The sequence below is a fragment of the Lysinibacillus sp. JNUCC 51 genome, from assembly GCF_015999525.1.
Taxonomy (GTDB): Bacteria; Bacillota; Bacilli; order Bacillales_A; family Planococcaceae; genus Lysinibacillus; species Lysinibacillus xylanilyticus.
Genome location: NZ_CP065545.1, coordinates 592,062 through 615,301, shown reverse-complemented (window position 1 = coordinate 615,301; position 23,240 = coordinate 592,062). Strand labels below are relative to the sequence as shown.

At 36.3% G+C, this 23,240-nt stretch carries 20 protein-coding genes and 2 pseudogenes; 12 read left to right on the top strand and 10 right to left on the bottom strand.

Annotated features, from left to right (window positions below):
- Window positions 1-6: 6 nt before the first annotated feature.
- The 5 genes from JNUCC51_RS03315 to JNUCC51_RS03295 form a co-directional block, all read right to left on the bottom strand.
- A complete protein-coding gene (locus tag JNUCC51_RS03315; RefSeq protein WP_337990828.1) occupies window positions 7-981 on the bottom strand; it encodes a carbohydrate kinase family protein in 975 nt (324 codons plus the stop codon).
- Complete coding sequence (locus tag JNUCC51_RS03310) at window positions 978-1,877, bottom strand: DMT family transporter (protein WP_337990827.1); 900 nt, start codon at window positions 1,875-1,877, stop codon at window positions 978-980. Before JNUCC51_RS03310 ends, JNUCC51_RS03315 begins: the two co-directional genes overlap by 4 nt.
- 217 nt (window positions 1,878-2,094) lie before the next feature.
- On the bottom strand, window positions 2,095-3,345 hold the full coding sequence (locus tag JNUCC51_RS03305) for a glutamate-5-semialdehyde dehydrogenase (RefSeq protein WP_337990826.1): 1,251 nt from the start codon (window positions 3,343-3,345) through the stop codon (window positions 2,095-2,097).
- Window positions 3,346-3,357: 12 nt separating this feature from the next.
- Window positions 3,358-4,455, bottom strand: coding sequence for a glutamate 5-kinase (gene proB, locus JNUCC51_RS03300; protein WP_337990825.1), 1,098 nt, complete (start codon window positions 4,453-4,455; stop codon window positions 3,358-3,360).
- A 485-nt stretch (window positions 4,456-4,940) separates the two neighbouring features.
- Entirely contained in the window at window positions 4,941-5,324 is a 384-nt protein-coding gene (locus JNUCC51_RS03295; RefSeq protein WP_337990824.1) for a sodium:proton antiporter, read from the bottom strand.
- Window positions 5,325-5,670: 346 nt separating this feature from the next.
- Between JNUCC51_RS03295 and JNUCC51_RS03290 the strand changes: the two genes are divergently transcribed.
- The 3 genes and pseudogenes from JNUCC51_RS03290 to JNUCC51_RS03280 all read left to right on the top strand — a co-directional run.
- Window positions 5,671-6,294: a LysE family translocator gene (locus tag JNUCC51_RS03290; protein ID WP_337990823.1), complete on the top strand. Its 624-nt coding sequence runs from the start codon at window positions 5,671-5,673 to the stop codon at window positions 6,292-6,294.
- Window positions 6,295-6,308: 14 nt separating this feature from the next.
- Window positions 6,309-7,118, top strand: coding sequence for a DUF1835 domain-containing protein (locus JNUCC51_RS03285; RefSeq protein ID WP_337990822.1), 810 nt, complete (start codon window positions 6,309-6,311; stop codon window positions 7,116-7,118).
- A gap of 168 nt (window positions 7,119-7,286) precedes the next feature.
- Window positions 7,287-8,846, top strand: a pseudogene (locus tag JNUCC51_RS03280) (IS1182 family transposase); the annotation flags it as partial.
- 274 nt (window positions 8,847-9,120) lie between these two features.
- Here the strand turns inward: JNUCC51_RS03280 and JNUCC51_RS03275 are convergent.
- Window positions 9,121-10,344 carry an IS110 family RNA-guided transposase gene (locus JNUCC51_RS03275; RefSeq protein ID WP_337988445.1) on the bottom strand — a complete coding sequence of 408 codons (1,224 nt, stop codon included), beginning with the start codon at window positions 10,342-10,344 and terminating at the stop codon, window positions 9,121-9,123.
- Window positions 10,345-10,634: 290 nt separating this feature from the next.
- Window positions 10,635-11,516 (bottom strand): LysR family transcriptional regulator, encoded by an 882-nt coding sequence (locus JNUCC51_RS03270; RefSeq protein WP_337990820.1) that lies wholly within the window; start codon window positions 11,514-11,516, stop codon window positions 10,635-10,637.
- Window positions 11,517-11,978: 462 nt separating this feature from the next.
- On the opposite strand from JNUCC51_RS03270, the gene JNUCC51_RS03265 reads away from it, so the two are divergent.
- Both JNUCC51_RS03265 and brnQ read left to right on the top strand, forming a co-directional pair.
- The gene (locus JNUCC51_RS03265; protein ID WP_337990819.1) at window positions 11,979-12,731 is read left to right on the top strand and encodes an alpha/beta hydrolase; all 753 of its coding nucleotides are present in this window, start codon (window positions 11,979-11,981) and stop codon (window positions 12,729-12,731) included.
- A gap of 188 nt (window positions 12,732-12,919) precedes the next feature.
- A complete protein-coding gene (gene brnQ, locus JNUCC51_RS03260; RefSeq protein ID WP_337990818.1) occupies window positions 12,920-14,266 on the top strand; it encodes a branched-chain amino acid transport system II carrier protein in 1,347 nt (448 codons plus the stop codon).
- A gap of 62 nt (window positions 14,267-14,328) precedes the next feature.
- Here the strand turns inward: brnQ and JNUCC51_RS03255 are convergent, their stop codons facing one another.
- Window positions 14,329-15,087 (bottom strand): SDR family oxidoreductase, encoded by a 759-nt coding sequence (locus JNUCC51_RS03255; protein ID WP_337990817.1) that lies wholly within the window; start codon window positions 15,085-15,087, stop codon window positions 14,329-14,331.
- Between the two features lie 198 nt (window positions 15,088-15,285).
- Between JNUCC51_RS03255 and JNUCC51_RS03250 the strand changes: the two are divergent.
- Window positions 15,286-15,564, top strand: a pseudogene (locus JNUCC51_RS03250) (TetR/AcrR family transcriptional regulator); the annotation flags it as partial.
- 274 nt (window positions 15,565-15,838) lie between these two features.
- On the opposite strand, the gene JNUCC51_RS03245 reads toward JNUCC51_RS03250, so the two are convergent.
- Window positions 15,839-17,047, bottom strand: a complete 1,209-nt coding sequence (locus JNUCC51_RS03245) for a YhgE/Pip domain-containing protein (protein WP_337990816.1) — start codon at window positions 17,045-17,047, stop codon at window positions 15,839-15,841.
- 56 nt (window positions 17,048-17,103) lie between these two features.
- Window positions 17,104-17,685: a TetR/AcrR family transcriptional regulator gene (locus JNUCC51_RS03240; protein WP_337990815.1), complete on the bottom strand. Its 582-nt coding sequence runs from the start codon at window positions 17,683-17,685 to the stop codon at window positions 17,104-17,106.
- Window positions 17,686-18,015: 330 nt separating this feature from the next.
- Here JNUCC51_RS03240 and JNUCC51_RS03235 point away from each other — a divergent pair, with 330 nt between their 5' ends.
- The 6 genes from JNUCC51_RS03235 to JNUCC51_RS03210 all read left to right on the top strand — a co-directional run bounded on the left by JNUCC51_RS03235 (window position 18,016) and on the right by JNUCC51_RS03210 (window position 22,746).
- Complete coding sequence (locus JNUCC51_RS03235) at window positions 18,016-18,339, top strand: PadR family transcriptional regulator (protein WP_134021709.1); 324 nt, start codon at window positions 18,016-18,018, stop codon at window positions 18,337-18,339.
- Window positions 18,332-18,868 carry a DUF2812 domain-containing protein gene (locus JNUCC51_RS03230; protein WP_337990814.1) on the top strand — a complete coding sequence of 179 codons (537 nt, stop codon included), beginning with the start codon at window positions 18,332-18,334 and terminating at the stop codon, window positions 18,866-18,868. The genes JNUCC51_RS03235 and JNUCC51_RS03230 overlap by 8 nt, the downstream gene beginning before the upstream one ends.
- A 224-nt stretch (window positions 18,869-19,092) precedes the next feature.
- On the top strand, window positions 19,093-19,623 hold the full coding sequence (locus JNUCC51_RS03225) for a DUF2812 domain-containing protein (RefSeq protein ID WP_337990813.1): 531 nt from the start codon (window positions 19,093-19,095) through the stop codon (window positions 19,621-19,623).
- Window positions 19,624-19,634: 11 nt separating this feature from the next.
- A complete protein-coding gene (locus JNUCC51_RS03220) occupies window positions 19,635-20,540 on the top strand; it encodes an ABC transporter ATP-binding protein (RefSeq protein ID WP_337990812.1) in 906 nt (301 codons plus the stop codon).
- Window positions 20,527-21,768, top strand: a complete 1,242-nt coding sequence (locus JNUCC51_RS03215; RefSeq protein WP_337990811.1) for an ABC transporter permease — start codon at window positions 20,527-20,529, stop codon at window positions 21,766-21,768. Before JNUCC51_RS03220 ends, JNUCC51_RS03215 begins: the two co-directional genes overlap by 14 nt.
- A gap of 285 nt (window positions 21,769-22,053) precedes the next feature.
- Window positions 22,054-22,746 carry a stalk domain-containing protein gene (locus JNUCC51_RS03210; RefSeq protein ID WP_337990810.1) on the top strand — a complete coding sequence of 231 codons (693 nt, stop codon included), beginning with the start codon at window positions 22,054-22,056 and terminating at the stop codon, window positions 22,744-22,746.
- Window positions 22,747-23,240 lie beyond the last annotated feature (494 nt).

The window sequence follows — 23,240 nt, the reverse complement described above, 5'->3', positions numbered from 1 at the left end:
AAATAGTTAAAAGAGCATATTATCTTTAAATGGCAATTCTTGCTTAGTAAGGTAAGATGCAATGGCACCATGGTTTTCTGTCGAAGCTCCTGCATAATGATTTGCGAATGTAAGGAGAGGGATAGCCTGCTGCTTACAAAAGTCTATTAGATTGATTACAGTAATCTGCTTGCGAAGGAGAATTGCTAACAATGCTCCAATAAAGGCATCGCCCGCTCCGGTTGTATCAATTGCATGGACCTTGTCAGCTGGCACTTCGACATGAAGCTTTTTAGTATAAAGACTTGCTCCCTCTGCTGCACGAGTAATTATGAGTACTTGTATTTTCCCATGAAATAATGAATGGACTGCTGTTTCCTCATCCTCAATCGCTGTTAAAAATAAAAGCTCCTCCTCGGACAATTTAACGATATGGGCCTTTGGTAAAAATTCTAAAATAGTTTGACGACATGCCTTCTCATCATTCCATAGTGGCAAGCGAACATTGGGATCAAAAGAAACAAGACTACCTGCCTGATGGGCCTGTTCAATCAAGGCCACATGTGCATATTTCATTGGGCTTTCGATTAAATTTACGGAACAAAAATGAAGAATATCTTTATCTGTTAATAGATTAGGTGGGAGTTGCTCTTTGGTGTAAAGTAAATCTGCTGCGTGGCGACGATAAAACAAGAAATCACGGCCTCCATCACTTGTCAGGGAAACAAAGGCTAGACTTGTTTCACCTTTAACGGTTTGAACAATATAGGTCGTATCGACATCGGCTTTTTTTAACGTTTCTACGAGAAAATCTCCAAAAGCATCCTGACCTACTTGTGTAATGAGTGCAGCTTGTTGCCCAAGCTTTGCACAAACAGCTGCAACATTCGCAGGGGCCCCACCAGCATTTTTAGTAAATTGCTCAACTGTAGCAAGGGTGGTATTTTGTTCAGTAGGTGTAAAATCAATTAATAATTCACCAATTGCATAAAGTTTACTCACGGTATTTTCTCCTTTACATCTGTCTGAGGCATACGCTTTTTCTTTGGAACGTAAATTGTGTAAAAAATGCCACCAAAAATTAATACAATACCAACTGTTTGCATGAAGCTCGGCATAAAATCAAGCAACAACATATCAAGCAATATAGCCACAACAGGGTCAACAAATACTAATACTGAAACTAGAATGGTAGAGAGGCTACGAATACTATCAAAAAATAAATAGTAAACAAATCCTGTATGAATAAAGCCTGTTCCTAAAATATACAGCCAGTTTGTTGTCGTTAAGCCTTCAAAAAGCGAAAAATTAACAAATGGCAATAGTATGACAATTCCGACTGTTGTTTGGATATATGTTAATGCGTAGGAGCTAAGATTTGTTATTGTTTTACTTGTTAGCATTGTGAACGCGTAAAACAATGCAGACAGTAATGCCCATATAAAGCCTGATTTCATGAATTCGGAGAGTGACATAAAATTATTTAAGCCAATAATGAACATACTCCCGATAAAACAAGTTAATGTTGCTAGTAGTGCTTGAATAGTCATCTTTTCTTTTAAAAACAATGCGCCAAATATTAATACGAATATCGGTGCTAAATTATAGATAGAAATGGCAATGGAAATCGACATTTCTTCAAAGGCTTTAAATAAAAATACCCAGTTTAAGACAATAAAGACACCGCATAGTAGAGTACGTAATATTTCTTTTTTATCCCATATTTCCGTTTTATGACCACCTGTGATAAGCCACATTCCTCCTAGAAAGAGAGTAGCACATATACATCTAATAAATACTAGCTCAGTAGCAGGTACGCCAGTATGAACGGTAAAAAATCCAATAGAGCCAAAAAGGGCCATTGAAACAGTTAGTTTGATAATTGCTGAAATGTTCATCCAAAACCTTCTTTCTATAAAATTTATAAAATTTTTAACGCATGTGAAAGTAGGGGAGACTATACGTATTTTCTCTTCGTTATCAAAGATCTTCGCTCAGGTATAGAGTGGAAGCGGCCATGCTCGTCTACAAATTTTTTAATCCCTAAGGTTTAAAAAATAGTTGAGAAAGCCGACAGGTATATCAACTGTCGGCTCTATATTAATAGTTCTACAATTATCCTCGGATTTGGCCGTTACCGTGAATGAAATACTTTGTAGAAGTTAACGCTGGTAAACCCATTGGTCCACGAGCGTGTAATTTTTGCGTACTAATACCGATTTCTGCACCATAGCCAAATTCAAAACCGTCTGTGAAGCGAGTTGATGCATTGTGATAAACAGCTGCAGCATCCACGCTATTTAAGAAAGTATCTGCTACTAACTGATCCTCAGTAATGATGGCTTCCGAGTGGTTCGTGCCGTATTTATTAATGTGTTCAATTGCTTCATAAACATTTTCCACAATTTTAACGCTGATTTTTAAATCTAAATATTCAGTTGCATAGTCTTCTACTGTTGCTAGTTCTGCGAAATCAAGAGCTTGGCAAACAGTTGCATCGCCGATAATTGTCACACCGGCTTGATGCATAGCACCTAGTAGTTGTTTGCCGTGCTCCTTAAACCAATCAGGATGAATAAGTAAGCTCTCTGCGGCATTACAAACCGAAGGACGTTGTGTTTTCGCATTAATACAAATCTTTTCTGCTTTTATGTAGTCGGCCGTATGATCCACATAAATATGACAGTTGCCAGCACCTGTTTCTAGTACTGGTACAGTAGCTTCATTTACTACTAAGTCGATAAGTGCTTTCCCACCACGAGGAATTAATACATCTAAGTATTCTTTTAAATGGAATAATTCTTTGACAGTTTCACGATTCGTATCCTCGATTAATTGTACTGCATCCACAGGGATAGCCGTTTTGCTAAGTGCACGATGAATGCTTGCCACAAGTGCTACATTAGAAAACTTGGCTGAAGAACTACCACGTAAAATAACCGCATTTCCTGTTTTCAATGATAATGTTGCCGCATCTACTGTTACATTAGGTCGCGCCTCGTAAATCATTCCGATAACGCCAATTGGCACTAGGCGCTTTTCAATCAGTAATCCATTATCTTTTTCTATTCGCTCTAAGAGACTGCCTACTGGATCATTTAATTCTACAAGTAATTGAATAGCACTTGACATAGCTTCTACTCGTTCTTTGTTTAGCATAATACGATCAAGGGTAGAAGCGGGCATTCCTTGTTGCTCGCCCTTTGCTAAATCCTTTGCATTTTCAGCAAGGATATAATCTTGGTCGATTATTAATTGTTCAGCAATTTTTGTGAGAGCTTCGTTCTTTTCACAAGTTGTTTTAATATTTAAAATATAGCTAGCTGCCTTTGCAAGCTTTCCTTTTTGTTGAACTTCACTTGTCATGTGAATTCCTCCTTAATTTGTTTGAATTTTTAGCCATTTATCTCGGTGAATGACCTCGATAGGATAGTTCGCTAACTCATCTGTACGTTTTCCCATCGCATGTGCTAACTCTAGGGAAGAATATAAGACCTCACCACGACCAAGCAGTCCCTTGTCACTATAGACCTCGACTACGTCTCCATTTGCAAAATCACCTTCGACACGACAAACACCAGCAGGCAACAAGCTTTTGCCATTTGCCAATAATGCATGCTCAGCACCGCTATCTATAAAAATTTTACCAGATACTTCCGTAAGTGCAATCCACTGTTTATTATTTGTTAAAACAGCAAGCGCTTCATGCTCAACATACGTACCATCACCACGGCCTTCTAAGATGTCGACAAGCTTAGTAGCACCATGACCAGTCCCGATAAATACTTTGACACCTGCATTTAAAGCTGCTCTAGCTGCCAGTAATTTAGATTCCATACCACCTGTACCGACCTTTGAACCTGTACCACCATCTGCGAAGCCAAGCATTTCATCAGATACCTCTGTTAAATGATCAATTCGTTTGGCATCTGGGTTTTTATTTGGATTAGCGTTATACAAGCCATTGATATCTGTTAAGATAATGAGCTGATCGGCATGAACGAGACCACTTACAAGTGCCGATAACATGTCGTTATCTCCAAAGGTTAATTCGCTGACAGATACCGTATCGTTTTCGTTAATGATTGGCAGCATGGAGCGCTCTAATAATTCCTCAAATGTGGCATAGGCATTTTTATAGCGCTCTTTTTTTGAAAAATCAGTGCGTGTTAGTAAAATTTGTGCAGGCACAATATCATAAATGCTAAATAATGCATTATAGGTTTGAATAAGTAAACTTTGCCCAACTGCCGCCGCAGCCTGTTTTCCTTTTACTGTGACAGGACGAGAAGGGTACCCTAGTTGTTTAAAGCCTGCTGCAACTGCACCTGATGAAACAAGTAATACTTCATGACCGTATTTTTTTAATTCAGCTATCGCTTGAACATGGTCCATTAAACGTATTTTATCAATTTCACCTTTTGCGTTTGTTAAGGAGCTACTCCCGATTTTGACGACGATTCTTTTTCTTTCCATAGTAATACCTCCAATTCGCCATTACATTTGCAATATGATTTAAACTTTAGCAGCTGTTAATATTTGCTAAAGATTAAAAATAAAAAACCTTTTCATCCTAAAAAATTAGGACGAAAAGGTTTACTTTCCGTGGTACCACCTACATTGAACGTCAATGACATTCCACTTTACTCATAACGCTGAGACTGCGCCTAGTTTAGCTAGGACGTTTTACGAAGTAGGTTCTTTAGTCTTTCTTGTACAATGCCTTACAGCCGATGGGCATCGCTCTCTGATCAAACAGTTTCTAAGTACTAGTCTTCGCTCGCTTTTATTTTTATAATTGAATATCTTTTTTGAATGATATTTCATTCCTCAAAAAGTAATTGAATAAAGAATGCACTACTTTAGCAAGTCTGTCAAGCTAATTAGGGATGATAGTTTTTAAAAAAAGTAGCTAATACTGAACAATCGGGGTTAAAGTGTGAGGGGAATCACAACTTTGTTTACTTGTACCACCAGATTGCGACTAATAGTGGGAGCATTGCTAAAACAATCACGAAAAAACTCCATACTATTTGTTTTCCAGAAGACATATTTTTCGGTTTTATACTCATTTGTTCATAGAGTTCGTTGATGGCACGTTGTTCCTTTGCATAAAGCATTGTTTGAAATTCATCGTAATCTTGAATATAACTTGAAGGAGGGCGAGGGCTAAAGCGCAAACTTCGAATATCGTCAGTAATTTCTTTTTCACCCATCCAATAAGTAATGACTGGTGCTAACCCTGAATTATGCGTAGCTAGTACTTCGATATCATGTGTTTTCATTTTATAATAGACATTACCTTGCTCGTCTTCATATTGCTTTACAATATCACTTACTGCCATCGACAGACACCTCTTTCTCCAAAACAATACTACTTTTACGTTTTACTAATATTCATTATAATGTATTAAAAAGAAAAGTGTTGCATAAGCGAGCATAATTAAACTGAATAATTTTTTGTAAAAATTTAGAAGGGGGCATTTCGTATAGTATAATGGAAATAATTCCATTTTATAAATGTTTGTTAGCATTACACTTTCGTTTTACAGAAAATCATGTGTTTCTGCCGCTGTGGATTCGCATATTTGTTGCCCCGACGCTACCAAGAAAGAGCCAAGTCGGAACGGAAATTAACCCCACTTTATAATGTGCAATTTTTTGAAAATAAAATAGAAAGAAGGGAAAGTATTGGCAGTTTCTACGTTATTGGCGTTTTTAGGAGCGGCAATTATTTTAACATTAATGCCAGGACCAGATAATTTATTTGTTCTTGCACAAAGCATCACACAGGATAAAAAAGCGGGAATAGCGACATCACTTGGTCTGTGTACAGGTTTGCTCGTTCATATAGGGGCGGCTGTTCTCGGAATCTCAGCTATAATTTATCAATCAACAGTTATTTTTTCTATTGTTAAGTTTGCAGGAGCAGCGTATTTATTGTATTTAGCTTGGCAATCTTTTCGCTCGAAAGGGGATCCTTTCACGCTTGAACAGCAAAATAAACAAGCATATGTGAAGTTATATCGAAAAGGTATTTTAATGAATATTTTAAATCCAAAAGTTTCTTTATTTTTCTTAGCACTGTTGCCACAGTTTGTAAATCCTTCTAGTGGCCATGTAGGTTTACAGATGTTAATTTTGGGTATTGTATTTTTAGTACAAGCGCTAATACTATTTTCATTATTTAGTATTTTTGCTGGTAAAGTAAGAAAAGTAATTATTGGGAAGCCTGCAATTGCTAAAAGATTAAATATGGTCCAAGGAGTACTTTTCACTTTTATTGGAATACAAATAGCGCTGAGTAAACAGTAAGATGGGGGATATTCATGGCAATTTTACATATAACGTTTAGCTTATCTACACAAGGTTCGATAAAACATGCGATACGACAGCATCATTTACAACGAGATGAGTCAGTGCTTAGTGTTAATGAGATTTTCTCGATAGGTCCATTGAACACAGAAGAACGAAAAAGCTGGTTAGATGCTCATTTCTTTAGGGATAATGAAGAACGTGAATTGTACGAGGATCTTCACCAAGCATGGAAGAAAAAAATTGCAAGTTTACCTTGCGATGTTGATGTCTGGGTTTGGTACAGCCAAAGTACTCATGAAGAGATAGGGTTACGTTTTATCATGAGTGAGTTGATCAATAAATGTAGTATTATGGTATATGGAATTGATGCCACAGAGGGCTTGAAACGTGTTGAGCCAAACATGAGGATTCGTCATACAGGTGAACTTTCATCAGACTTGCTAATGAGACTCCGTTCTGAGGCAAAGCGCTTTTCTATTGATGAGTGTCAGCAACTTGCAAAGGAATGGGAAGAGCTGAATCAAAACCCTAGTACACTGCGAGTTTGGCAAGATGGCATTGTACATGTAGCGGAAGATGTATTGGATCCAATCATTATAGAATGTGCGGAAAGAGCACATACCGAACTAAATGAGGAATGGCTTATTCCGATGCGTATTATCGGTGAAATAATTGGTGAAGTTGATGACTATTTAAGTGAAGAGTTTGTGGAAAACCGTCTGATGACCCTTGCAAAGCAGGGACTTTTTAAAATTGATGGAGATACGACAGATATGTATTCTTATCAAGTAAAATATGTAGGGGAAACAATAAAAAAGTAGCATCTTTGCAATAGAGGCTGGGACAAAACCCATCTCTAAACTAAAAAGCCGGTGAAATTTTACGATTAGTAAAATTTCACCGGCTTTAAATTTTTTTCATAAAAAATAAGGACCACTTCTGATAAAATTAAGTCACCACAACAAAATTATACAGAAAGAAGGATCCTTATGTTTAAAGATTATAACATGAATCAATTAATTTTGCCTTTAGATTTAGAAGTGAAGTTACAAAAGAATGATATTGCCTTCCATGTCCACCATTTAGTCGAAAGTATTCCACCCGAAACGTTTGAACCATTCCTTCGAAATGAAGGCTGTCCTGCCTACCATCCACGCATGATGCTTAAAATTATCTTATGTGCCTACACGCAATCTGTCTTCTCAGGGCGCAAAATTGAAGCGCTTTTAAAAGATAGTCTTCGGATGATGTGGTTAGCTCAAGGGCATGAACCAACCTACCGCACAATCAACCGATTCCGTGTCCAATCCGAGGTGAAAGAGTTGATTCGTCAATGCTTTGTTCAATTCCGCTGCCAGCTGGTACAGGAAAAATTAATTGATCAGGAAGCTATTTTTATTGATGGAACAAAGATTGAAGCGAATGCGAACAAATTTACATTCGTGTGGAAAAAGTCGGTTGAGAAATATCATAACGGACTAATTGAAAAGTCAAACCAGCTATACAATGAGCTGCTTGAAAAAGAAATCATGCCAGAAATTGAACGGGAAAATGAAAAGGAATTAGCATTGGAAGACCTCGCTCAAATGGTCGAAAAAGTAGATGAAGTGATTTCTGAATATGATCGAAAAATTGAAGAGTCATCGGATGTAGCAGAACGAAAGGCTTTAAGAACGGAACGGAAATTCCCAAAGCAAGCTCGCAAACAATTGATTGACTATATTGAACGCAAACTAAAATATCAAAGAGACTTCGAAATCTTTGACGAACGAAATAGTTATTCGAAAACAGATCCGGATGCGACATTTATGCGTATGAAAGATGACTATATGAAAAATGGTCAATTGAAGGCAGGTTATAACATACAAGTGGCAACAGAAGGTCAGTATGCGCTTGCCTACAGCATTTTTCCGAATCCAACGGATACACGTACATTAATCCCATTTTTAGATGAAATCGAACAACATTATTTTAAGTTACCAAAACACATCGTCGCAGATGCTGGATATGGCAGTGAACAAAATTATGATGATATCCTTTCGAATCGTAAGCGAGAAGCCTTAATCACGTACAACATGTATTTAAAAGAACAGAAGAAAATGCATAAGCAAAACGAATTCAATACAGCGAACTGGGATTATGATAAAGAACATGATCGATACACTTGCCCAAACCAACAACAGCTAGTATTTAAATATCGTACCAAGAAAATGGATAAGTATGATTTCACGCGTGAGTTTAAGGTATACGAATGTGAAGACTGTTCCGGATGCCCCCTCCGTTCGTTATGTACAAAAGCAAAAGAGGGAAATAATCGTAAGTTAATCGTGAATGAGAAGTGGGAGCAACAAAAAGAATATGTGAGAGTAAAGCTTTCAGAAGAAAAAACGAGTATCATTTATCGTCAACGCAAAATTGACGTGGAACCAGTTTTTGGATTCTTGAAGGCTAATTTGCGTTTCACTCGATTTTCTGTACGAGGAAAATCGAAGGTTGAAAACGAGATGGGCCTCGCATTAATGGCTGTGAATTTAAGAAAATTCACAGCCATTAGCTAAGAACTATATGAAGACAACATAAAAAATAGAGAAATCCGAATTTGAATGAATTCAAATTCGGATTTCTCACTAATGAAGCTAGTTATGTCCCAGCCTCTTTCTTACGATTAGTCAACCTTATTTAAAGAATAATTTATATTTTTATGAGTGTGAAGTGGTGAGGGATATCCCTCACCACTTCACACTCATTTTTAGATACGCCAAAAAGACCTGACGATTTTTATTTTTTTCGAAAGGTCATTATGATATAGTTCTATGTAGGTGATTATGATTTTTGAGCTGGTAGTGCGGACTCATAATCGTAAAGAATGCCATGCGTCAGTAACTGAAATGTCACTTTCAGAAACTTATTGATGCAGGCGATGATCGCAACCTTATGAGGCTTCTTCTGAGGTTGCTTTTTTAATTTGTAGTAATAGTCCACAAAATGATTCGGTTTTCCTTTAGCCATAAGCATGGCGCACACCATAAAATATAAAATCTTCCGTAAATGTTTGTTTCCTCGTTTATTAATCCTGTCTCGATATTGCGTATTCCCAGACTGGTACCGCATAATATCAATGCCTGCGTAAGCATTCAGTTGTTTCGCATTTTGAAAGCGGCGGATGTCACCAATCTCTCCAATTAATCGGCACGCCGTTGAATCGCCAATCCCAGGAATCGAACGAAATACTAGATATTCTTTTCTTCCTTCCGACAATTCCACCATCTGTTTCACAAGCGCATCTTTCTTCTCTAGTAAATCCGCAATGCGAGCTGCGTAATCTCGTGCTTGATCACAACGAATATCTGTGGGTTTAATCGCTGGGTAACTATTTTCAGCTGCTTCTAATAATGTAATAGCTTTAGCCTCCGCACGCATTAGCGATAGTTTTTTTCGCGTATTGCCCTTTAAACGATTTTTAATAATCGTTTTTGAATGGGCCTGTAAAAGTGTTGGGTGCGGATATAGTTGTACAATATTTAAAAATAGTGCTGAACTCGGTGTAACCAGTTTTTCTAATTCTGGAAAACTCAACTGTAAAATGGCATGCATTCTACTTTTGAGTAAAATGATTTCTTCGTCAATTTCATCGTAATAACGAGTCAGTGCACGCATCTGTTCATAATAATCGTCTTGTATGTACGTTGTTTTGCGTTCCATTTTGAAATGTGTCTTCGCGAGTTCATGGGCATCACTGATATCGGTTTTATTGCGACGCATCGTTGCCATCTGTAAATTCGCTTCAAGTGGATTCATGCGGCAGTATGCATAGCCGTACTCTTTGAAAAACGCTTCGATAGATTTTGAATAGATGCCTGTTGCTTCAAATACGATATCTGGCGCTTGTCCATCTTGCTTTGTCATCTCTTCCATTCGTTCGTGTAATCGCTCGAAATCACCCCGTGTATGATGTAGCACACCTTCAAACTCACATTGGCGGTGACCATCATAAATCGCAACGGTACTTTTTCCTTTACTGACATCTAACGCAATGACATGTTTCATCTCATTCTTCTCCTTTTGACCAATCATAGAAGCCTTCACAGTACCTTATCGATTCCACTTTCTTATACACGATCTCTTGGATCCAACATACTAAACTGATTCATATAAGGGCATGAAGTTAGCCGGTTTTATATACGGACTCACAAATGGTCCCAGAGGCTGGTCGGCTTTTCTTCACTTCTACTATAAAAAAATAGTAGCACAAACCATGGCCTTGGTTTGTACTACTAATGTTAGTATGTTTTATGATTGAGCACTTTTTTTTTTATATGATTAATAGCGGTTTGCTATTACTTTTCTCCGTAAAAATCGAATACAAATTGCTGAAATTGTATTGCTGACGGTGAAAGATATCGATTTTCAATCCAAGCCATACCTATTATCCGTTCACAAACCATATCTTCCACACGAATTTTAGCTAGTTTATTTGGATTCAAGTCTTCATCTACAGGTAGCAACGATACGCCAAGCCCAGCACTTACAAAACCAGCAACAGTTGATACCTCATCACCTTCAAATGTAATCTTTGGTTTGATACCTGCAGCATTTAATAATTTATCAGCTGTACGACGCAATGCGTAACCCTTTTTCATTAGAACAAAATTCTCATGTTCAAGCTCCTTCATTTTGATGCTTTTACGGTTGGCGAGGTGATGGTCGATTGGCACCATAATATAAAGCTCATCACGCCATAGCTCCTTCCAACAAACAGGTGGCTCCGTGTCAATCGCTGCGAGTAAGCAAAGATCTAACTCTCCTGCGAGTAATTGCTTTAACTGGGAGTGTGAGTAATTTTGTGTAAAGTGAAAGCGTATATGCGGATGTTTTTGACGGAATGCGCGGATCAGGTCAGGTACGATGCTAGTCCCTAGAGTATGTAAAAAGCCGAGTGATACATCTCCTAACTCTGGGTTATTAAGCTCCTGTAATTCTATAACTGCCTTTTCATATTCTTTACGCATGCGTTGGACGCGATACAAAAAAAGCTCGCCATATCGGTTGAGCATAATCGAGCGTCCTTGTCGGTCGAATAAAGGTACACCTAATTCCTCTTCAAGCTTTGAAATAGAACGACTTAATGCAGGCTGAGAAATAGCTAATGCTTCAGCGGCACGAGTCATATGCTCAAGTTTTGCTACTGTGACGAAATATTCCAATTGCTGCCACTCCATTTTCTCATCTCTTTTCCCGTTATTTTATGAGTTAACAGCATTATAACGGTAAAAGAGTAGGAAGTATAGGCACATAAAGTGAATCTTTAATCAGTGGGGTTTTTCCACTAATAATAGTCTTCAACAATCGGGATTTTACGGGTAATTCAACTCCCACCTAAATTCTTTGCTTTCGTTGAAATTTGAGGTAGAAATCTTGTACCTGTCGCTTCACTTTAGGTACAGATAAATTACTGCGCGTTAATGCTGGAAAAAAGATTTTAAAAACTTTGCACTTAAAAAGAGAAATAAAAAAATAAAAAGTAACAGAAAGCGTTATATAACAGTCATTAACCTCACATCATTAATGCATGAAACACATTAATATGATAAAAACTATAAATTGTACATTATGAATAAAGGGTGTTAAGATAGACACATAAATTACACAATTACAAATTTCCGTGAAGGGGATACTATAAAATGAATTTATCTAAGCCACAACCTCTAACAATTGAGGGAGGCAAAAAAGCCGTACTATTATTGCATGGATTCACAGGTAGCACAAAAGATGTAAAAAAGCTAGGTGAATTTTTATCAAAACGTGGTTATACAGTTCATGCACCGATTTATAGTGGGCATGGTGTAGAACCAGAAGCATTACTTGAAACAAAACCAGAAGACTGGTGGAACGATGTTGTGGAAGGTTATAACTTCCTAAAAAGTAAAGGTTATGAAGAAATTGCGGTAGTAGGAATTTCACTTGGCGGCGTATTTTCGTTAAAAGTAGCTGAGACGTTTCCTGTGAAAGCATGTGTTGCCATGTGTGCACCAATCACTCGCGATAACTCAAAAGGCTTATTTACACGTTTATATCATTACGCTCGTTTATATAAACATTTTGAAAATAAATCAAAAGATCAAATTATTTCAGAATTACATGAATTACGTATTACACCGAAGGATTCATTAGATGGTGTGACACGTTTAACTACAGAAACGCGCGATGAATTATCTACAATCAAAGCACCTACATTAGTATTACAAGGTTCATTAGATGATGAACTTTATCAAGAAAGTGCACCATTCATTCTAAACACTGTGGAAACAGATGATAAAGAGATCATTTGGTATGAAAATTCTGGTCATATTATTACATTAGATAAAGAGCGCGAAAAAGTGTATGAGGACGTATATAAGTTTTTAGATCATATAGATTGGTCAGTAGCAAACTAAGGGGCTGTCAGCAGACAGCTCTTTTAGTTTTGTCTACTTAAAGCTAAGAACTGTACAATTAACGATTATAAAAGAAAAAACTATTGAATTTAAAATAAATGCCTGATACCATAGTTAGATTGTAGCAAGGAAATCTCTTCGATTTAAATTATTTGCAATAGTTAAATACATCTAAGGAGTACATCAAAATGCAACAGAAAATACCTTTTTCTACATATGCAGTCATTGGTACAATGCTTTTCGGACTGTATTTCGGAGCAGGGAATCTTATTTTTCCAATTCAACTTGGACAATTAGCAGGGACCAACTTTTGGTTTGGCCTAATTGGATTTTTAGTAACAGCTATCGGTTTACCGTTTCTAGGTATTTTAGCTATTGGTTTATCAGGAAGTAACGGTTTACGTGACTTAGCAAGCCGTGTTCACCCATTATTCGGTGTCATCTTTTCATTAGCCCTCTATTTAACGATCGGTCCTTTTTTTGCGATTCCACGTACAGCGACAGTTCCGTTTGTTGTTGGCTTTGAACCTTATATACAAGCCGAGCATACAACACTTTTACTTGCTTTATTTAGCTTCGTATTCTTTGCCATCGTTTTTTATTTCTCATTAAATCCAGCAAAAATTATGGATTATATCGGAAAGTATTTAACACCAGCATTTTTAATTGTGTTATTTATTTTAATTATTATTAGTATTGTAAAACCGATGGGGCATTTCCAACAGCCAATCGGGGATTATGTTGATTCAGCATTTATGACAGGCTTTAAAGAAGGCTATAACACAATGGATGCGTTAGCCTCATTAGCTTTTGGTATTGTCGTTATTAACGCCATTAAAAGCGCAGGAATATCTGATAGAAAAGAAATTGCTAAAGCAACGTGGAAATCTGGTATTTTTGCCATGGCATTAATGACTTTAATATACGGTTTAATAACGTATATGGGGGCATCAAGTATTGATGCCGTTGGTACATTTGATAATGGTGGCTTAATATTTGCCGCAGTGGCAGATCACTATTTTGGTTCATACGGGGCTATTTTATTGGCAGTTATTATTGTCCTTGCTTGTTTAAAGACAAGTATTGGCTTAATCACATCATGTAGTGAGTTTTTCCACGAAGTGTTCCCGAAAATAAGCTATAAATGGTTTGTTTTTTTATTGTGCATAGTGTCATTTACAATTGCCAACTTCGGATTAACAAATATTATTAAGTTTGCCATTCCAGTGCTGATGTTCCTCTATCCAATAGCAATTGTCTTAATTTTACTTGCTTTATGCTCATCACTATTTAAAAATAAGCAACCGGTATATGCGATTGCTATGATTTTCACAATTTTTATTAGTGTGATTGATGGTTATAAAGCGTTAGTGGCCAGCATTCCTACTGCGAAATTAAGTATTTTTGATGCAATTGAAAAAGCTTATTCTAACTTTTTACCTTTTTACGACATGGGCTTAGGATGGATATTACCAGCCTTAATTGGGGCGTTTATAGGATGCCTATTCCCAGCAAGAAAAGCGGGGAAAATTTAAATATAAAATGATTAAAAGCACGCACAATGGATATATGTGCGTGCTTTTTCTTATATTAAAGCTTAGTAAGCTGTCCAGCCACCATCAACAGCAATCACTTGTCCATTGACAAAACTCGCTTCATCTGAGCCAAGGAATATAGCAAGCTGGGCGATTTCTTCAGGTTGTCCCGCACGTGGGTTAATAGCTAAGCCTAGTGCTTGGCGAGCTGCACCTGTTTGACTCACATTTGTCATTGTAGAAGCAATATTTGTGATAACTGCACCTGGAGCGATACCATTGCAGCGAATATTTTTATCAGCATACATAAACGCTGTATTTTTTGTGAGACCAACAACAGCATGCTTAGAAGCAGTGTAGGCAGCTCCCGCACGTGCGCCATATAGACCGCCAGCAGAAATGTTGTTAACGAAGACACCATGTCCTTGAGCAAGGAAAATCTCTGTTGCCATACGCATCGAACGCATTACGGCAGTTGTATTTACCGCGAATACTTTGTCCCATCGTTCATCAGAAACTTCACCAACTGGCTCCATTCCATCCATAATACCAGCATTATTCACTAAAATATCTAATTTGCCATAAGCATTTTTTGTTTCATCAAATAAGCGCTGTAAATCTTCTGTGGATGCAACATTTGTTTGAATGGCGATTGCTGAGCCACCAGCAGCGTGGATACCTTCGACAACAGCTTGTGCACCTTCTAAATTTAAGTCAGAAACTACGACCTTTGCTCCTTCTTTTGCATAACCTTCTGCAATTGCTTTACCCATACCAGACGCTGCACCCGTTACGATGGCTACTTTATCTTCTAATCTCATCTCAAAAACCTCCTAAAATTTATGTTCTCTCACCGGAGTTTGTCCCAGTGATATCGAGGGATATTATGTTAGATATTGAACATGTGTTCATTAAAATAATATAATGATTTTGTAAGCGATTTCAATGCGCAAAATACTAAGAACTGTTCAGTAATCAACACATATAAAAAAATCTGTTTAGTTAAGGGGATAAAAAATTTGAGTACTAACGATTTAAGGGTTGTTAAAACGAAGCAAGCACTACATAATGCTTTACTAACTTTATTGAGTGAAAAGCCTTTAGAAAACATTACAATCGCAGAAATTTGTCGGGTGGCAAAGGTGAATAGGGGTACCTTCTACTTGCACTATGAGCAAAAGGAAGGACTTTTTGAGGAATATTTTCAGGGAATTATGGAGGATTTGAATAATTCTTATGAGGAACCGTACCGTGCAGTAACAACGTTAGATAAAAACCAAATAGATCCGAAAACCGTTTGCTAAATATGTATCTTCTAAAATGTTTCTTCCAATGATATAATCAAAAGTTAGCAATAGCGTCAGTACAAAATGTTTACTGTGCGAAAGGGAAGCAATTGCAACAATATAAAAGGCGGTTGTGGGTCTACTCTCACCCACAGGAAACGATAGCCTAGAGCGGAAATCACCTTTATTTAAAGTACTGCTTAGCAAAGGTATCTTCACTGTTTTATGATTTTACTATAAAAGCGATGTACTAAATCGTCATTAGTACATCGCTTTTTTGATAATATTATTGAACAGTGGCAGGGGAAATGTGCTCACTTTCGCTTTTTACTATTGTTCTTCTTAAAGCAACGACCATAGCAGAAATTACTAGTGTTACAGCTATGATAATTCCTAACGAGCTACAATTACTCATCAAATTATCAGTGCTTCCACCAAAAATAATAGTGAAATACCCGTCTGCTCCGTAAGTAGCTGGAAGAATTGTAGCTAGTTTATTGTAAAAATCTGATAGCATTGCTTGTGGAACGAGAGCACCTGAAGTAACTAGCTGTATAGAAAGAGCACAAATGTTAAAAATCATGCCCAAGTTACCCAAAATTATGATAAAGGCTTGAGCCAAGCAGAGGAAAGCCCAAAACATTAATGCTTGAAAAAGATATACTGTTAAAAAGTTTACTTGACTTGAAATATTAAATAGGTGCATTAAGCCAATAGTTAATAGCGGAAGGGCGAAGGCTACACCAATATTAATGAGCTGTCTTGCTAGGAACAATTGCCATTTCGAAACTTTATCTTGCACTATTTGTGCTGCCTGCTGATGCTGCATTATCATTACCATTGCACCAACAAACGACGAAATAATAACCATTAAAGGAACAAAATTCGCAGCAAACTCTTCAACATTATTCGTTTTAATAATAGTAGAACCTATCGTATGATCCTTTACACTCATAATTGTTTTAGCAACGGCTTCGTTAATTTGTTGTACTGTATTTTGTTCCATTGGAAGCTGTGAGAAATTTTGAGAAAATGCTTCAATGGTCTTACCCTGCTGTATAGGATAAACTTTGTGGTTAATTTCCTCTGTAACTTGTTTGGCTACTCCGTCCATCATATTTTTTGCGATACTTGCATTTGCTTGATTAATAGAGTAAATAATTTCAGCCTCTTTACCTTTTTGTAATTTACTCGTAAAGTCGCTAGGGATATGAATAATCATATGGACATCACGTTGATTTAATGCTTGCTTAGCTTTGTTTAGAGAGATGTAATTTTCTATTGTAAAAGGTAGTTTTCCTTTAATTTCATTTACTACTTGTTGCCCCATCTCAGTATCTTCACTAATTAGTCCAATCTTTAAATTCCCTGTTCTGTCATTTACACCATCATAGGCAGTCATCCATATGGAAAAGAAAATTACCTGGAATGCAATTGTAATGACAATGCCAATATAAGTTTCTCGAATTTTAAATAAAGCTTGTAAACCTTTCATCATTTACCTCCTAAATATAAGTAAGTACTTACTTGCATCGAAAGGAAAAATTTTTTCTAGGGAGCTAATCCCCTAGAAAAAATTGAAACGCTCGTTTTTAACAATTCTTCAGTGGGCATGTTAGAAACAATCGTTCCTAAGCGTGCCCGTGACATGAAATGACCAAAATTTACAGCGATAAAAGATAACGCTGCTGCTTCGAAATCAACCTCTCTCATTTTTCCTCTTTCATACATTTCCTGAAAATAATGAATTAGCTCATTTTTAATATGAAGAGGGATATTAGCAATCTCTTCATTAATTTCAGGAAACTGCATAGCTTCCTTAAAGCCAATCATTACAAAGTCTTTAATAGACATTAAAAAGTTAAAATGCTTTACAGAGAAATTTAGTAAATCCGTTTCCAAATCCCATGTAACATTTTTATTGATCTCTTGCTGTAAAAGAGGAAAATAGGAAAATTGCTCAATAATGGCCTTCAAAATTCCACGCTTATTTCCAAAATGGCGAAAAATTGTTACTTCATTAACCCCAGCTAGTTCAGCAATTGCTTTAGTTGTTGCCGCAGTGTAGCCCTTCTCACTAACGAGTTGTAAAGCTGCATCTATGATTCGTTCTGCGGTACCTTTTGTTGACAATAGAATTCTTCCTTTCGTGCAAGTGATTACTTACATGCTAGCATAGTGCAATTTCTAATGCAATAAAAATATTAACAGACAATGGAAAATAAATAACGCTTGCGTGACAAAGTAAAGCTCAGGTAAGATCAAGAACTGCTTGAGTATCCAGGAAAATCACTATGGTAAAACCAAAAATCACTCAAGCTGAATCAAAACACCAACATAGTGATACACTGCAAGTATGAAAAAGTATTAATAACTTTTTATGGAAAAAATAACATTGACAATTATATCGTCTGCTGATATATTTTGAGTATATCGCCAGGCGATATAAAAAGGGGGATTTGTATGACTCAAGAACATCCGCCATTAACAGAAGGCGTTTATTATATTTTGTTAGCTTTATTTGATGCAAGGCATGGTTATGGCATCATGCAACTAGTAGAGGAAATGAGTAATGGTCGTGTTCGGCTTGGAGCGGGGACGATTTATGGAGCAATCAAAACATTACTCGAGCGTGGTTGGATTGAGGCTCTAGATGGTGATGGGCGAAAAAAGGAATACATTATTACTGAAAATGGAAAAAAAGTTATTAAATACGAAATTTTGAGATTGAGGGAACTTTTTGACAATGGCATCCGTATAACAAAGGAGGATGGAACGAATGGATAAATATCGATTAGTCGTCAACCCATATGATATTGAGAAATGGGTCAATGAAATGGCAAGCCAAGGTTGGCTTTTAAAAAAGTTCACTTGGATACGTTTTACATTCGAACGCGGGGAGCCAGGTAGCTATATTTTTCGGCATGATGAATTTGAGCGATTTGGTGCCTCATATGAAGACGAGTACTTAGAATTTCTAAAATCCTCGGGAATTGAACAGGTAGATCGTTCGGGCAATTTCGTATTCTTTAGAAAGCCAGCAAAAGATGGACCTTTTGAGCTTTACTCTGATAAGAAAAATAAAATTAGTAAGCTGTCTCAAAAAATTTCCCTGCTACTATCAGTCATACTTCTTAATTTGATGATAGGTGTAATTGGTTTGAGTGGGATTTTTTCTGTACAGGCAATAGACTGGATTAAATTATCAATGAATATCACTAATATTCTTATGGTCGTGTTATTCTCTATACCATTATTAAAACTTGTGCGTGTGCGCCATAAATTGAAGAAGGATTTGGATCTGTTTACAGATTAGTAGAGGAGATAGTTAAAAAATCTGGTTGCTTATTTGCCAAGTTCGATAATAAGCAGCTTCAAAGTATAGGATGAACATTTTGCTTCAAAATTATTTTCCGGGAAATCAGAAAAATCGAAAAAACAAAAAGGAAATGCTGCGTTTCTATGACTACTATTAGAGCGTATATTTAACCAGAAGTTCGCATCAGTTTTATAAGATTAATAGATTGGAGGTGGGACTTTATGAAAAAAAGAGTGTATCGTTTTTTTCTTGATTATGAAAAGGAAGAAGCATGGGTTAATGATATGGCGGAACAAGGTTGGCATCTAAAGCGTACAATGCTGGGATACTTTATTTTTGAAAAAGGGGAACCAGGTCAATACATTTATCGCAATGAACTAGTCAAAGGTAAAAATCAAGACTACTATAATTTTTTAGAGACGATGAATATTGAGTTTGTTTCAAAATTTGGAGGATGGGCTTATTACCGCAAAAAGAAATCAGAAGGTCCATTTGAATTATTTTCAGATAGTTCTTCGAAAATAAAGTACTTAAAATCAATAAGACGTCTCTTTATTTCAGTAACGCTGCTAAATCTTTTGATTGGATTTATCAATCTTTATATTGGACTTGGTGAATCAACAGAAAGATTTTTAAACACGGGATTATCATACTTAAATTTTGTAGTCGTAATAATTATGTGTATGCAAATATTGAAGGTTGAAAGACGTAAAAAAGGACTACAACGAGAATTACATATATTTGAAGCGTAGGAGGAAAAAAGATGACATTACAATTAGAGCATGTCACGAAGAAATACAAAGATTTCACAGCGGTCGACAACTTAAATTTCACCATTGAAAAAGGGGAGATTTTTGGGCTGATTGGACAAAACGGCGCCGGTAAAACAACAACGTTTCGTATGATTTTAGATTTACAGGAAACAACAGCCGGTACGATTACATGGGATGGCAAGTCAGTTAACGCTATCAACCGCGATGTACTTGGTTATTTACCAGAGGAACGAGGCATTTTTCCAACGATGAAGGTAGAGGATCAGCTTTACTTTTTTGGCGAGCTACGAGGCATGAAGAAGTCGCAGTTAAAGAAGGATATTGACTTTTGGATTAGCCGATTTGAACTCGAAGATAGAAGGAAAGATAAGGCTGAAACTTTATCAAAGGGGAATCAGCAGAAAGTACAACTGATTGCTAGCTTTATTCATAAACCGCAGTTTTTAATTCTAGACGAACCATTTAGTGGACTTGATCCCGTGAATAAAGATTTACTAAAGGATGCCATATTGCTTTTAAAAGAACAGGGCACAACGATTTTGTTCTCTAGTCACCAAATGGATAATGTAGAAGAACTATGCGACCATCTTTGTCTATTGAAACGTGGAGTATCTCTATTTTCAGGTAGTTTGCTAGATTTAAAGAAACAATACGGAAAAACAAGATTGGCAGTACGTACAGAGTGGACGACAACTCAATTGTTGGCACTTGAAGGTGTTAAGGATGTTCGAGAGGAGAAAGAGCAAACAGTGCTCATTCTGGAGGATGAAAGCTTTGCACAAAGTATTTTCGAACAGCTGTCAAATGGTAAATATATTGAAAAATTTAGTTTAGATTACTTATCGTTAGATGAGATCTTTAAAGATAAGGTAGGTGGCAACATTGTCGAAGTTTAATTTATTAGTGAAACAGCTTTACAAATCAAAATTAAAATCAAGATCCTTTGTTGTAATGACATGCATATATATACTGGGGATGTCTGTTGCAGTTTTCTGGTCTGATATTAAAGATCTTTTTACGGGTGATGATCATACCCAACAAATTGCAATCGTCAATGAAACAACAGCCGACTTAAGCGGTCTCTTTGTTTCAAATGGCGATATGAAATTTATACAAAATGAGTCGAATATATCGACGTTAGAAAAAAAGGTCAAGGACGAAAAGCTAGATGCAATCATTAAAATAACAGATCAAAAAGGTCAACTACGTGCCGAAATTGCCACTTTCACGCCGTTGAAATTAAATGATCAAGCTGCGTTGAATTCCATACTGCAACTTGCTGGCCAAAATTATACTGTACAACAGCTATCACTAACACCAGACCAAGCAGCGCAAATTATTGGTGCAAAAACGATTATCTCGAATAAAAACTTAAATGAAAAATCTGCTGACGGTAAAAGCGAAGAAGAAAAACAATCAGGATTATGGGTATCTTATGCAGTTGGTATTTTAATCTATTTCTTTATTTCTACATTCCTATCTATGATTACAACGGAAATTGCATCTGAAAAAGGTTCACGTGCAATGGAAATGCTACTAGTAAGTGTAAAGCCAGCTACCCATTTTAAGGCAAAAATTGCTGGTGTACTATTACTCGCATTAACACAGATGGGTATGATTGCAGTTGTATTCCTAATCTATGCAAAATTCGCGAAGAATGGATTTATTTGGGATATGGCATCAAGCATTGTTAAAGAATTATCGATAGGTTACGTGATATATGCAATTCTATTCCTGCTATTAACAATTATTCTTTATTTAATTGTTGGTGCATTATTCGGTTCTTTAGTGTCTAAAGTTGAAGAAGCGGGTCAAGTATTAATGCCAGCCATGATGATTACATTAATAGGCTTCTATGTTATGATCTCGGGGATTAGCAACCCAGATACAATTTTCATTAAGGTCTTCTCTTATATTCCATTTACTTCAGGAATGATCATGCCGATGCGTATCGGGGCTACTGATATAGGAGTAATGGTACCACTTATATCGCTAAGTATTTTAATAGCGACAATTATTGTTGCTTATTTATTCAGTATTTCATTCTATAAACGCAGTGTTCTAACTTATAGTTCAGGGGGCGTTATTAAGAAAATTAAAACTGTGCTAAAAGTGACGACATGATGATGGGAGCAGCTACACTCTTTTTAAAGAAATAACATATATTTAAATACTATACACCGAATAGTGGACACTTAAAGAAAAGTGCCCTATTCGGTTTTTTAATAATATAATTGAATGCTATCAAAGAATGTTCGTTAAATGAGTGCAAATAATTTCACCTATTAAAGGTTTATATGCAGAAATTCTTCTTATTCCACTATGGTCAATATGTGAACAATATTTTGAAATATATTATGTAATTTTTGGTATAATTACATATAACTATATATATTAAGGAGTGACTATATGAAAAAACTACTTATAGTAACAAGTTATTTAGTCTTTTTTATATTAGGAGGCTTAACCTTTACTTACCTCTCAACAACGGAAGCAGCAAGCAATATGAAAAAGATTAGCGTTTTTCAAGATACAATTAATTACTATGTAGATAAGGTTGGAAAAAAACCACAAGAGGGTCAATCTGGCTTTATTTATGAAGGTACTACTTATGTTCCATTGCGTTTTATTGCGGAATCTTTAGGGGAAAAAGTGACATGGGATGGAAAATCAAAATCCGTTTATATTGGTGATGTTCCGAAATTCATCTCTTTAAAAGATGTAAAACCTATTGGGAGTGATGAAGACCACTTCTTCCATTACCCAAGCTCGATTGTTATTAGTACCGGAGAAAAGTTTGAACAATCCTATCAACTTGGTGGATATCATGGTGGAGGGGCTGTACAAGATCATACAGTTGAATACTTAGCTAATGGAAATTACAAAGGATTCGAAACGTATTTAGCACCAGTTAAAAAGTTAGCGGCGGGCTCTTTCGGCATAGGTTCTATGAAAATTTACGCAGATAATAAATTGATTTATGATAGTGGATCGATAAAAGACAAAGTAAAGGTTAATGTTAAGTTAGACGGTGCTTCAAAAGTGAAGTTTGAAATTGAAGGCAGTGGTTTAGGTATATTAGATCCTAAATTTATTCAATAAATTAACAAAGTAATATAGAAGAATCTGAAACCTAAAAGAAGTTTTTATAAGGGAGTTCCTTTATACGATTAAACTTTTTTCAAAAACAGATTCTTCTTTTCTCGCAATTCAAGTTTTATCGGTTCATTTTAATCGAACTTTGCAAAACGACAAGGATTACAAATGGAGCATTTAATCCTTTCCAGGCTCCATCTTCAGTTAAAATCAAGGTGTCACCATAAGAAGATAAGAGGATATAATCTCCGATAAATTCTGGTAGATTAGAAGTGGGGATTTCTACGCTTAAAGATATTCATTTAATCCTGTAAGTTGTTTTGTAGGTGACTGGAGTTGTAATGTAATAACTACGATAGCCAGCTTCTTCTGATGAATTTTGGTAAATAATATGGTTAATCTATACACTTGATATATGAGTGTGACTGATATTTTGCAAGTTTTTACTAAAATGAAACTTTTTCAGTTTGGAATCGTATGTAATAAAAGAGATAAATCGC